The following is a 12,822-nucleotide window of genomic DNA, read 5'->3' on the forward strand; positions in this document are numbered from 1 at the left end:
CGAAGACCACGCCCGTGGTGGTCGCGCAGGTGAGGACATGGGCCGTGCGGATGAGGGGGATGCGATGACGGACGGTGAGGCGATCCGGCGCGGGTGGCCGGGCCCGGGGCCGCTGCTGCTCGGGGTGCGGCACCACGGGCCCGGCTCGGCCCGGGCGGTGCGGGCGGCGCTCGACGCGGCGCGGCCGCGGGCGGTGCTGATCGAGGGGCCGCCCGAGGCCGACGCCCTCCTGCCGCTGGCCGCCGAGCCGGACATGCGCCCGCCCGTGGCGCTGCTGGCCCACGCGGTGGATGAGCCCGGCCGCTCCTCGTTCTGGCCGCTCGCCGAGTTCTCCCCGGAGTGGGTCGCGATCCGCTGGGCCCTGGCCCATGACGTCCCGGCCCGCTTCATCGACCTGCCGGCCACCCACTCGCTGGCGTGGGAGAGGGATGAGGGGAAGGGGGAGCTGCCCGACCGGCCCCACCTGTCCGACCGGCCCGAGGGGGATGAGGGCACGGACGGATCCATGCCGGACGGATCCATGCCGGATGGATCCGTGCCGGAGGGGGCCGAGCCGGAGGGGGCCGAGCCGGGCAGCCCAGGGCCCGGTGGGCTCGCGGCCGGAGTGCGGCTCGATCCGCTCGCCGTTCTCGCCGACGCCGCCGGGTACGACGATCCGGAGCGCTGGTGGGAGGACGTCGTCGAGCACCGCGGGCCGGAGCGGCGGGACCCGTTCGCGCCGTTCACCGTGCTGGAGGAGGCGATGACGGCACTGCGGGAGACCTACGGCAGCGGGGGACACGACCGGGACCTGGTGCGAGAGGCCCATATGCGGCTCCAACTGCGCTCGGCGCACAAGGAGTTCGGCGACGACGTGGCCGTGGTGTGCGGTGCCTGGCACGTTCCGGCGCTGCGGCGGCGCACGACGGTCACGGCCGACAAGGCGCTGCTCAAGGGGCTGCCGAAGGTCAAGGCCGACCTGACGTGGGTGCCGTGGACGTATCGCAGGCTCGCGCGGGCCGGCGGATACGGCGCAGGGATCGCCTCGCCGGGGTGGTACGGCCATCTGTTCGACGCGCCGGACCGGCCCGTCGAGCGGTGGATGACCAAGGTGGCCGGGCTGCTGCGGGCAGAGGACCGCCTCGTCTCGTCCGCGCACGTCATCGAGGCGGTACGGCTCGCCGAGACGCTCGCGGCGGTGCGCGGACGTCCGCTGCCCGGGCTCAGCGAGACGACCGACGCGGTGCGGGCCGTGATGTGCGACGGCTCGGACGTGCCGCTGGCGCTGGTGCACGACCGGCTCGTGGTGGGAGACGTGCTGGGCGAGGTGCCGCAGACGGCGCCGGCGGTGCCGTTGCAACGCGATCTGGGGCGGCTGCAGCGCCGGCTGCGGCTCAAACCGGAGGCGGCGGAGCGGGAGCTCGAACTCGACCTGCGCAAGGAAACCGACGCCGAGCGCAGCCGGCTGCTCCACCGGCTGCGGCTGCTGCGGATCACGTGGGGCGAGCCGGTCGCCTCGCGGGGCAGTACGGGCACCTTCCGGGAGACGTGGCGGCTGCGCTGGGAGCCGGAGCTGTCGGTGCGGGTCGCCGAGGCCGGGGTGTGGGGCACGACCGTGCTCGCCGCGGCCACCGGCAAGGCCGAGGCGGACGCGCTCGCCGCGCAGGCCCTGGCGGAGGTCACCGCGCTGGCCGAGCAGTGCCTGCTCGCGGGGCTCGGTGACGCGCTGCCCGCCGTGATGCGGGTCCTCGCCGACCGGGCGGCGCTCGACACGGACGTCGGGCATCTGGCGCAGGCCTTGCCCGCCTTGGTCCGTTCCCTGCGCTACGGCGACGTGCGCGGCACGGACACCGCCGCGCTCGCGGAGGTCGCCGCCGGGCTCGCCGAGCGGATCTTCGTGGGGCTGCCCCCGGCGTGCGCCGCGCTCGACGCGGACGCCGCGGCTGAGATGCGACGCCATATGGACGCTGTCCACGGGGCAGTGGGCCTGCTGGGCGACACCCGGGAGGTGCCGGGGGCTTCGGCGGCCCCGAGCACGCTGCGCGTCCGCTGGCAGGGCGTGCTGCGGGTGCTGTCGGGGCGCGACACGGTGCCCGGTGTGATCCGTGGGCGGGCGGTGCGGCTGCTGCTGGACGACGGCGCGCTGGACCAGGACGAGGCGGCCCGGCTGATGGGGCTCGCCCTGTCACCGGGTGCGCCGCCGGCCGACGCGGCGGCGTGGATCGAGGGCTTCGTGGGCGGTGGGGGCGGCGGGATGCTGCTCGTGCACGACGAGCGGCTGCTCGCTCTGGTGGACGGCTGGCTGACCGGGGTGCCGGCGGAGGCCTTCACGGACGTGCTGCCCCTGCTGCGGCGGACGTTCTCGGCGTACGAGCCGGGGGTGCGACGAACGCTCGGCGAGCTGGTCCGGCGCGGGCCGCAGGACCGGGGGAGGGGCGCCGCCGCCGGTGCCGAGGGTGTCCCCGGCTTCGGGCCCGGTCTGGACGCCGAGCGGGCGGACGCGGTGCTGCCCGTGGTGCGGCTGCTGCTGGGCCTGGACGGCGACCGGGAGACGACCGACGTCAACGACCTCGCGGGGGCGCGCGCATGACCACGGAACGCAGGATCACGGAAGCCAGGTCCACGGAACGCAGGACCAGGGAAGGCACGATCACGGAAGCGACGGAAGCGGGCGCCGCGGAAGCGGCGGGTGGGCAGGAACGGCTGCGCCGCTGGCGGCTGGTGCTCGGCGGGGACGCCGCGGACGGTACCGGATGCGCGCTGTCCGGCCGGGACGCGGCGATGGACGGAGCGCTCACCGCCCTGTACGGCAAGGAGGACAAGGCGCGGAAGGGGCGGGACCGTTCGGCGGGCCTGGGTGCGTCGGCGCCGTCCGTCGCGCGCTGGCTCGGGGACATCCGCACCTACTTCCCCTCCTCCGTCGTCCAGGTCATGCAGCGTGACGCCATCGACCGGCTCGGTCTGTCCACGCTGCTGCTGGAGCCGGAGATGCTCGAGGCGGTGGAGGCCGACGTGCACCTCGTCGGCACGCTGCTGTCGCTGAACAAGGCGATGCCGGAGACCACGAAGGAGACCGCGCGGGCGGTGGTGCGCAAGGTCGTGGACGACCTGGAGAAGCGGCTCGCCACCCGCACCCGGGCCGCCCTCACCGGCGCCCTGGACCGCAGTGCCCGCGTCCGGCGCCCGCGCCACCACGACATCGACTGGAACCGGACGATCGCGGCCAACCTCAAGCACTACCTGCCGGAGCAGCGGACGATCGTGCCGGAGCGGCTCATCGGATACGGGCGCGCCTCGCAGTCGGTGAAGAAGGACGTCGTGCTGTGCGTCGACCAGTCCGGTTCGATGGCGGCGTCCGTCGTTCACGCCTCAGTCTTCGGCGCGGTGCTGGCCTCGATGCGGTCGATCAGCACACGGCTCGTCGTGTTCGACACGGCCGTCGTCGACCTCACCGACCAGCTGGACGACCCGGTGGAAGTGCTGTTCGGGACGCAGTTGGGCGGCGGCACGGACATCAACCGGGCGCTGGCCTACTGCCAGTCGCGGATCACCCGGCCGGCGGAGACGGTGGTCGTGCTGATCAGTGACCTCTACGAGGGCGGCATACGCGACGAGATGCTGAAGCGGGTCGCGGCGATGAAGGCGTCCGGGGTGCAGTTCGTGGCGCTGCTCGCGCTGTCGGACGAGGGGGCGCCCGCCTACGACCGGGAGCATGCGGCCGCGCTCGCCGCGCTGGGGGCACCGGCGTTCGCCTGCACGCCCGACCTGTTCCCTGAGGTGATGGCGGCGGCGATCGAGAAGCAGCCGCTGCCCATACCGGACATGACTACCCATCGGTAACAGGGGGCTTGCGCAACCTCGGGCGTCGCATGCAAGGATCGATGCCGCGTATGCCCGAGGCGTGCGCCCTGCAAACCCGGCTCGTTCGCCCTACCTCGCACGGGAGGATCCCGCCCTGTTGACCTGGCAGCCCGCTCTCTCCGGTGCCGCTGTGCGCGTCGTGCGCGCGGTGGCCGGGAGGCGTGTGCTCCAGGCGGCGTTGCTGCTGGGCGGGTTGCTCGTGCTCGGACTGCTCTGCGGGCAGCGCGCGCAGGCGGCGGAGCAGGCGCCGGCGGCACCCCTGACGAAGGCCACGGCCACGGTGGCGAGCGCCTCGCCGGAGACGCCGTCGCTTGCGCCCTCGGCGACGCGTCCTGCGTCGAGGGCCGTGGACGCGCGCGTGGTGCGGCCCATCGGTGAGGTACGGGACGCCACGACGGCGGCCGTGCACGACGCGGCGGGCATCGACGACACGGTGGGCATCGACGACACGGCCGGTTTCGACGAGACGGCGCCCGTGAAGACGCTGCCTGTCCCGTCGGCGCCCCAGCCGCTCCCCGCGCTTCCGGCGCGGCCCGCGCCGCCCGCGTTGCCGCAGGCGCCGTCGCTGCCTGCTCTTCACGGGGCCCCGCACCTGCCCGTGCCCTCCGCACCCGGTGTCGACGGCGGCGGTGTTCCTGCCGGCCACAGTGCAGCACCCGCGCCGGCCGGACCCGTGCGGGCCGCCGACGCTTCGGCGTTCCGCGCCCACCGGTCCGGCCCGGTGGCCGCGTCGGCACAGCCCCAGCCCCGTCACACAGCGCACCCCCTCTCCACTCGCCCCCTCTCCGCTCACCCCGGCCGGGACACCGTGCCGCAGGGGCCTGCCGACGGCCCGAGTGGTGCCGTGGTGGGCGGGTCGGCCGCCGGTGACGGCACGCCCGGCCACGGGGACGCGTACGCGGTCACGCCGCGCCACCGGCTGCCGTTGCCGGTGCGGGCCGGAACCGCGGCCCCGGGCGCCGCACCTCGGATCCAGGACAGGTACCGGGACATCCCCGTCTTCCCCGCCTAGGCAGACCTCCCCCCGCCGTGGACCTGCCGCGCGGGGGCGGCACAGGTCTGCCCGCTCCTCCGGACGCCTCGCCCAGCGCGGCGCTGCCGGACGGATGATCCCGAACCCCAAGCCCCACTCCACGGCGCAGCCCACCCCCGAGGTCACCGACCCGGAGGTGCGCGGCCGCGCCGCTCCCGAACCCGAAGGATCCGAAGCACGCATGAACAAGAACATCCGCCGCTCCATCGTGATAGCCGCCGGTGTCACCGGCGCGTGGGCGCTCGGCTCGGCCGTGGCCAGCGCCGACGAACTGCCCGCCCCGTCGGTGTCCGCCCCGGACGCCACGGCCGACGTCACCGCCGACGCCGGTGACACGCTCGGCGCGGTCACGGACACCGTCGACACCGTCCTGGCCACCTCGCACGACACCGTCTCCGCGCTGACCGGCACGGCCCAGGACGCCACCGCCACGGTCACCGGCACCACCGCCCCGGCCACCACCCGGGCGACGTCCACGGCGACCGGCCTCCTCGGCGGTGCCGCCGTGCACACGCCCGCGTCCACGGCCGACCGGGCCCGCCACTACGTCGACGCCGAAGTCGCCACCGCGCACACCCCCCGGCTGCGCGACGCGCAGGCCATCACCGGCGCCGAAGCCGCCCACGCCGCGCACGCGGCGCACAGCACGGCAGCGCACACGGCCGCGCACACCGCCGAGCAGCTGCCGCACACCCCGCAGGACGGCATCGACTACCTCTTCGGTCCGCTCGCCGCCTTCGCCCCCGAGCTGGAGCACGCGCTGGCCGCCGCGCAGACCAGGCTCCAGGGCGTGCAGGCGACGGCGCACAGCCGGACGCAGGACGTCGACGGCGCCGTACGGACGACGGCGCGGCCGGCCGTGGCGGGCGCGGGCCGCGGCTCGGCTGCCGCGCAGCGTGAGGCCGATGACGTCCGGACCGCCGCCCTGGCCTCCGTCTCCGCCGTCCCCGGGCATGTCACCGGTGCGGTCGACGGGGTGGAGCAGCGGGTGGTCGGCACGGTCGCCGAGGTTCCCGGCACGGTGACGCCGGTGGTGCGGGAGACGGCGTCCGCGGCGGTGCCGCCGGTTGCGGGCGCGGCCGTCGACGGTGCCGTCCCGCTCGCGGGCGGGGCGGTGGCGGGCGTGACGCCGCTCGCCGGAGGCGCCGTCCACGGAACCGCCCGCGTCGCGACCGACGCGGTGTACGGCGTGACGCCGGTCGCCCGCCACGCGGCGCAGGGGGTCACCGGAACCGCCGGGGACGCCGTCGCGGACGCGTACCCGGTCGTCGGCGGTGTGCCGTCGTACGCCACCGGGCTCGTCGGGCAGGTGGGCCAGGGCGCCGCTGACGCCGTGCTGCCGCCGGTGGCCCACACCGCCGTGAACGGTGTGCTGCCGGTCGCCGGGCAGGCCGTCGCGGACGCGGGTGCGCTGGGGTACGGGGCCGAGGGCGACCTGACGCCGTTCGCCGGCCGGGTCTCCGGGCAGGTGCCGCCGCTGGCGTACGGCGTGAGCGGGCAGGCGGGTGACTTCGCCCAGGGCGTGACCGGCCAGGTGCAGCCCCTGGCCGCCGGGGTCACGGGCGCGGCGCAGCCGGTCGTGGACGTCGTCCGGCCGGTCGTGCACGGGGTGGCGGACAGCGTCACCGGGTCGGCGTACGGCGTCGCGGGTGAGGCCGTGCCGTTCGCGGGCGGTGTCGCCGGGCAGGCGGGCGCCTTCGCGTACGGGGTGACGGGTGACGTCTCCCCCTTCGCGCAGGATCTGTCCGGGACCGTGCAGGCCACCGGCGTCCCGCTGGCCGGGCACGCGGCGCACGGAGCCGGGGGAGTGGCGCAGTCCGTCACCCCCGGGTATGTGCATGACATTCACGGGGTATCCGGGCAGCAGGCATCGCACCGCATCCGAGAAGCGGGCACCGCGCCGCAGTAAAGCGGCAGGCGCCCACCGCACCACAGCGGCAGGCGCCCGCCGCACGCGCCCGGTCCACCGCGCCGCGAGGCGACCGGCGTCGGGCAACCGGCACACCGCGAGGCGACCGGCGCCGTACGGCAACCGGCACACCGCGCGGTAGCCGGCCGGCGCGTCACCGACTCCGCGGGGGCGACGGACCCGGATGGCCGAAAACCGTCGGCCCATCCGGTGGCACCCCCGCGGTAAGGGGGCCGGACGGTCCCCATTGGGGTGGGGATCGTCCGCCTCATGTCCCGCACCGGACCACAGGGCCGGCGCCGGGGCTGCTCAGGGGCCTCACCGGGTCAACCCCAGCCCGGTGAGGTCCCGCACCGCATGGCACGCGGTGCCGTGCATCGCGGCATCATGTGACGGGTATCACCGCTGAGGTGTGACCTCCGATTTAGAGCCGAAACGCCAGCGGGGATAACCTGCGAGACGGACATGCCGCGCGCTCGGACACCGTGTGCGCCTCCCTTGTGACAAGCGGACGTCACGTTGCCCTTCGCGGCACGCCCACGCATCCAACGAACCGCGAGATCACTGATAGGGACGGAAGCGCGTGGACCTGTTCGAGTACCAGGCGAGGGACCTCTTCGCCAAGCACGATGTACCGGTGCTGGCCGGTGAAGTCATCGACACGCCTGAGGCGGCCCGCGCAGCCACTGAGCGCCTCGGTGGCAAGTCCGTCGTCAAGGCCCAGGTGAAGGTCGGCGGCCGTGGCAAGGCCGGTGGCGTGAAGCTCGCCGCCACCACCGACGAGGCGGTCGAGCACGCGACCAACATCCTCGGCATGGACATCAAGGGCCACACGGTCCACAAGGTGATGATCGCCGAGACGGCTCCGGAGATCCTGGAGGAGTACTACGTCTCCTTCCTCCTCGACCGTGCCAACCGCACCTTCCTCTCCATCGCGTCCGTCGAGGGCGGCATGGAGATCGAGGAGGTGGCGGCCAGCCGCCCCGAGGCCGTGGCGAAGATCGCGATCGACGCCATCGACGGTGTGGACGAGGCCAAGGCCCGCGAGATCGTCGAGGCCGCCAAGTTCCCGGCCGATGTCGCCGACAAGGTCGCGAACGTCCTCATCAAGCTGTGGGACACCTTCATCAAGTCGGACGCCCTCCTCGTCGAGGTCAACCCGCTCGCGAAGGTCGCCTCCGGCGAGGTCATCGCCCTGGACGGCAAGGTGTCGCTGGACGAGAACGCCGAGTTCCGTCACCCCGAGTACGAGGCGCTCCACGACAAGGCGGCGGCCAACCCGCTCGAGGCCGCGGCCAAGGAGAAGAACCTCAACTACGTCAAGCTCGACGGCGAGGTCGGCATCATCGGCAACGGCGCGGGTCTCGTGATGAGCACCCTCGACGTGGTCGCGTACGCCGGTGAGAACCACAAGGGTGTCAAGCCCGCCAACTTCCTCGACATCGGTGGCGGCGCCTCCGCCGAGGTCATGGCGAACGGCCTGGAGATCATCCTGGGCGACCCGGACGTCAAGTCCGTGTTCGTCAACGTCTTCGGCGGCATCACCGCCTGCGACGCCGTCGCCAACGGCATCGTGCAGGCCCTGGAGCTCCTCGAGAGCAAGGGCGAAGAGGTCACCAAGCCGCTGGTCGTCCGTCTCGACGGCAACAACGCCGAGCTCGGCCGTCAGATCCTGGACGACCGCAACCACCCGCTCGTGCAGCGCGTGGACACCATGGACGGCGCGGCCGACAAGGCCGCCGAGCTGGCTGCTGCCGCGAAGTAAGGGACGAGGTCACACAACACCATGGCTATCTTCCTCACCCAGGAATCCAAGGTCATCGTCCAGGGCATGACCGGCTCCGAGGGTCAGAAGCACACCAAGCGCATGCTGGCGTCGGGCACCAACATCGTCGGCGGTGTGAACCCGCGCAAGGCCGGCACCACCGTCGACTTCGACGGCACCGAGGTCCCGGTCTTCGGCTCCGTCAAGGAGGCCATCGACAAGACCGGCGCCGACGTCACGGTCATCTTCGTCCCGGAGAAGTTCACCAAGGACGCGGTCGTCGAGGCCATCGACGCCGAGATCCCGCTGGCCGTCGTCATCACCGAGGGCGTCGCCGTGCACGACACGGCGTCCTTCTGGGCGTACGCCGGCAAGAAGGGCAACAAGACCCGGATCATCGGCCCGAACTGCCCCGGCCTGATCACCCCCGGTCAGTCGAACGCCGGCATCATCCCGGCCGACATCACCAAGCCGGGCCGCATCGGCCTGGTCTCGAAGTCCGGCACGCTGACGTACCAGATGATGTACGAGCTGCGTGACATCGGCTTCTCGACCTGCGTCGGCATCGGCGGTGACCCGATCATCGGCACCACCCACATCGACGCCCTGAAGGCGTTCCAGGACGACCCCGACACCGACCTGATCGTCATGATCGGCGAGATCGGCGGCGACGCCGAGGAGCGGGCCGCGGCCTTCATCAAGGAGAACGTGACCAAGCCGGTCGTCGGCTACGTCGCGGGCTTCACCGCGCCGGAGGGCAAGACCATGGGTCACGCCGGTGCGATCGTCTCCGGCTCTTCTGGCACCGCACAGGCCAAGAAGGAGGCCCTCGAGGCCGCCGGCGTCAAGGTCGGCAAGACGCCGACCGAGACGGCCAAGCTCGCCCGCGAGATCCTGGCCGGCTGAGTTCCCGCTCACGGTAGGTAGGCCCGTCCCGTCGGCTGGGGGCGGGCCTACCGGCGTTTAAGCTCACCGGCGCCGGCGGGGTGCTGCGCCCGTCCCGCCGTGCGGATGGGCGTTGCCTGCCGGGTGCGGATGGTTGGCGGGTTGCTCGCGCAGTTCCCCGCGCCCCTGGGCCGGCACGGACAGCCACTCACCAAGCCGACGGCGTCAACCGCTCCGGCCCGCTCCCGGCAGAGCCCCGCAGCTTCGCCCGCAGCTCCACCTCCGCCTCCGACAACGGACCCGGCGCCGCCTTCGGAGGCACCCCCCGTACCGCCTGACCAGGGGCGACAGGAGGCTCGTACTGCGTGGGAGCCGAGCGGAGCGTGAGCGCCGTCGCCCCGATGATCGCGACCGTGAACGCGATCGCCGCCCGTGTCCAGAACCGGGCCCGGCGTTCACCCCCGCACCGCACCCGTGTCGGCCGCGGAGCGCGCAGCCGCTCCGTCGCGGCCACCTCCGCCAGCCGCCGGTGCAGCATGTCCGGATCACCCAGCTCCGGCAGGGTCGCGGCGAGCGCCTCACGCGCGTGGATCAGACGGTGCGCGGTCGCCGGCGTGCTCGCCTCCGTCTCCGCCGCGGTCTCGGGCAGACCGAGGCCGACCCCGTCGTGGAGCAGCAGGGTGCGCCGGTACGACGGCGGGAGCTTCAGGAGTACGTCCATCAGCGCGCGGTCGGCCGGGGCGGCGGGCGGCGGCTCGGGGTGGCGGTAGCGGGGGCGGAACCGGTGCCACGGGGAGAGCGCGTACTCGTACACCGCCATCCGCACCCAGCCCGCCGGGTCCCGGTCCCGGGCCACCTCGGGCCAGCGCTCCCAGGCCCGCTGGAAGGCCCGCTCCACGGACTCCCGGGCCAGTTCCCGCCGCCCGGTGAGCAGATACGCCTGCCGGACCAGCGCCGGGGCGCAGAAGGCGTACAGCGCGTCGAAGGCCTGAGCGGGCGTCAGGGGGCCCGCGGTAACGGCCGCCGGACCCGGCCCCGCCTCCGCGGCGACCACCACGGTGGACGCCCCCGACGACGTACGCCCCACGGAGGCCACCGTCGCCTTCGCGATCGCACCCGTCTCCTGAGTCCCCGTCACCGGGCCGCCGCTCCCCGCCAGCGACTCCAGCAGTGTCACGTACGCCTCCCGCTGCGGGCCCCGGGGAGTCGTACGGCCGGACTCCCACGCACGCACCGCACCCTTGGACACGCCCAGCCGTGCCGCGAACTGAGCCTGCGTCAGCGAGGCCGCCTCGCGCAGGCGCCGGCGTTCCTTGGGCGGAGGGAGCGGGTTGGCAGGGCTCTGCTTCACCGGACACCCCTTCGTACGAAAAAGAACATAAACGTATATTGGGCGACACAACGGAGCTTCGCCTGTTACGCCGGGAAAGCGCGTGTCGTTGGGAGCATGGCGGTCGTGATCCAGATGACCGACCGCCGAACGTCGTTGCCCCGCCTGCTCCGCCGGAGGCGCGGCCGCTCGTCCGGGCTGGCCGCGAGCCTGCTGGGCGGCGCGGTCGCCGCCGGCCTGGGCCTCGGCTCGCTCGCCGTGCTCGTGCTGGCGCTGTGGATCAGCTCCCCCTACCCGGACAGCGGACCCGGCGGTGCCCTGCACATCGCGGCCGCCCTCTGGGTCCTCGGGCACGGCGCCGAACTCGTCCGCACCGACACCCTCACCGGCGTTCCCGCCCCCGTGGGGGTGACGCCGTTGCTGCTCATGGCCGTGCCCGTCTGGCTGCTGCACCGGGCGGCCCGCGACGCCGTCTACGGCCATGACGGCGTGGAGCCCGTCGCCGGCCGCACGGCCTTCACCGGCGTCGTCCTCGGCTACCTCGGCGTCGCCGCGGCGGCCCTGCTGTACGTGTCCTCGCGCGGGGAGCTGCGGCCGTCCTGGACCTGGCCGGGCCCCGCCATGCTGCCGCTCCTCGTCGTCATGGCGGCCGGCACGGGGGTGTGGACGGCGCACGGCCATCCCCGCGAGCCCGTGGAGAGCGTGCTCGTGCTGCTTCCGGACCCGGTGCGGCGGCTGCTGCCCGGCACGGACGGACGGGCCCGGCTGGGCGCGGCCGCGCGCGCCGCGTGCGCCGGTGCGGCGGTGCTGTCCGGGGGCGGGGCGCTGCTGGTGGCCGTGTCGCTGGTGTGGCACAACGGGGCGGCCCGCGGATCGTTCCTGCAGCTGACGGAGGGCTGGTCGGGCCGGTTCGCGGTGCTGCTGCTGTGCCTGGTGCTGGTGCCGAACGCGGCCGTGTGGGCCGCCGCCTACGCACTCGGCCCCGGTTTCGCCCTGTCCGTCGGTCACCTCACCAGCCCGCTCGGCTCGGACCCGGCCCCGCTGCTGCCGCCGTTCCCGCTGCTGGCCGCGGTCCCTGCGGGCGGACCCGGAACCCCGCTGCACTGGACCACGGCGGCGGTGCCGCTGGCGGCCGGGGTGACGGTGGGCTGGTTCCTGGCGGTGGCGGCGACCGGCACCGACCGGGTCGCGCTGCCGGGCGGCGCGTGGTCGCCGGGCCGGACGGCCGGGGCCGCCGTCCTCGCCTCCGTCCTGTGCGGGGCCTTGCTGGCAGGCCTCGCGGCGCTGGCGGGCGGCCCGCTCGGGGTGGCGGCGCTCTCCCGCTTCGGTCCGATGGGCTGGCAGGTGGGCGGGGCGACCGTTCTGTGGATCGCCGTGGCGGCGATCCCGGTGGCCCTGGCCCGGCGCGTCTTGCGCGCCCGGTCGCGCAGGACGGGCGCCGGGGGCGCGCAGACCGCTGCCGCGGCGGCCGAACGCACCGGGTCGGGCGGCAAGGAGACCTCCGCCGCGGCGGCCGTACGGCCCAGGATCGGCGTCCCGCGCTCGGGCCGGCCGGTGCCGGCACCGGCCGGCCCGCCCGGGACCCGGCGCTCCGGCAGATGGCTGCCGTGGCGGCGGCGACCGGCCCGGCAGCAGCCCACCACGGGCCGCACGCCGAACGCGGAGCCGGAGATCTACGACATCGAGACGCCGAAGGACCCCTTCGCCCGGTACGACCGCGAGGACCCCGCGGACGATCCCTACACGGCCTACGGCGTGGACAGCGCGACCACCCTCCCCGGCCCGGCGTACGGCACCACCGCGCCCGCCGCGGACAAGGCACCCGGCATTGCCCCCGCCGCAGGCAGGACGACCGGCACGACCGGCACCGCGCCCGCCCCGGACAAGCTGACCTTCACGGCGCCCGACGAGCGGGACCAGCCCGAGCCGGCCGGCCCCCTTACCGAATCACCGGCGGCACCACCGACCGCACCCGACGCAGAACCGCCGGCAGAGCCGCCCCCGGCCCCGGACGCCCCGCCGGCACCACCGGCCCCGCCGGCACCCCCCGCGCCGTAGAC

General features: G+C 74.6%; 8 protein-coding genes. 7 read left to right on the plus strand and 1 reads right to left on the minus strand.

What is annotated here, in order from left to right; translation table 11 throughout:
* Positions 1-64: 64 nt before the first annotated feature.
* The 6 genes from AB0J12_RS20960 to sucD all read left to right on the plus strand — a co-directional run bounded on the left by AB0J12_RS20960 (position 65) and on the right by sucD (position 9,453).
* A complete protein-coding gene (locus tag AB0J12_RS20960; RefSeq protein ID WP_363265819.1) occupies positions 65-2,569 on the plus strand; it encodes a DUF5682 family protein in 2,505 nt (834 codons plus the stop codon).
* Positions 2,566-3,819 carry a VWA domain-containing protein gene (locus AB0J12_RS20965; protein WP_363265820.1) on the plus strand — a complete coding sequence of 418 codons (1,254 nt, stop codon included), beginning with the start codon at positions 2,566-2,568 and terminating at the stop codon, positions 3,817-3,819. The genes AB0J12_RS20960 and AB0J12_RS20965 overlap by 4 nt, the downstream gene beginning before the upstream one ends.
* A 118-nt stretch (positions 3,820-3,937) precedes the next feature.
* Entirely contained in the window at positions 3,938-4,852 is a 915-nt protein-coding gene (locus AB0J12_RS20970) for a hypothetical protein (RefSeq protein WP_363265821.1), read from the plus strand.
* 202 nt (positions 4,853-5,054) lie between these two features.
* Entirely contained in the window at positions 5,055-6,782 is a 1,728-nt protein-coding gene (locus AB0J12_RS20975; RefSeq protein ID WP_363265822.1) for a hypothetical protein, read from the plus strand.
* 583 nt (positions 6,783-7,365) lie between these two features.
* Complete coding sequence (gene sucC / locus AB0J12_RS20980) at positions 7,366-8,547, plus strand: ADP-forming succinate--CoA ligase subunit beta (RefSeq protein ID WP_363265823.1); 1,182 nt, start codon at positions 7,366-7,368, stop codon at positions 8,545-8,547.
* A 21-nt stretch (positions 8,548-8,568) separates the two neighbouring features.
* A complete protein-coding gene (sucD, locus tag AB0J12_RS20985) occupies positions 8,569-9,453 on the plus strand; it encodes a succinate--CoA ligase subunit alpha (protein ID WP_363265824.1) in 885 nt (294 codons plus the stop codon).
* 187 nt (positions 9,454-9,640) lie between these two features.
* Here sucD and AB0J12_RS20990 read toward each other — a convergent pair whose 3' ends face one another.
* On the minus strand, positions 9,641-10,783 hold the full coding sequence (locus AB0J12_RS20990; RefSeq protein ID WP_363265825.1) for a helix-turn-helix domain-containing protein: 1,143 nt from the start codon (positions 10,781-10,783) through the stop codon (positions 9,641-9,643).
* A gap of 96 nt (positions 10,784-10,879) precedes the next feature.
* Between AB0J12_RS20990 and AB0J12_RS20995 the strand changes: the two genes are divergently transcribed.
* A complete protein-coding gene (locus AB0J12_RS20995) occupies positions 10,880-12,820 on the plus strand; it encodes a DUF6350 family protein (RefSeq protein ID WP_363265826.1) in 1,941 nt (646 codons plus the stop codon).
* The last annotated feature ends 2 nt before the right edge of the window (positions 12,821-12,822 follow it).

The organism is Streptomyces sp. NPDC049915, from assembly GCF_040656475.1.
In the GTDB taxonomy this organism is placed as follows: domain Bacteria; phylum Actinomycetota; class Actinomycetes; order Streptomycetales; family Streptomycetaceae; genus Streptomyces.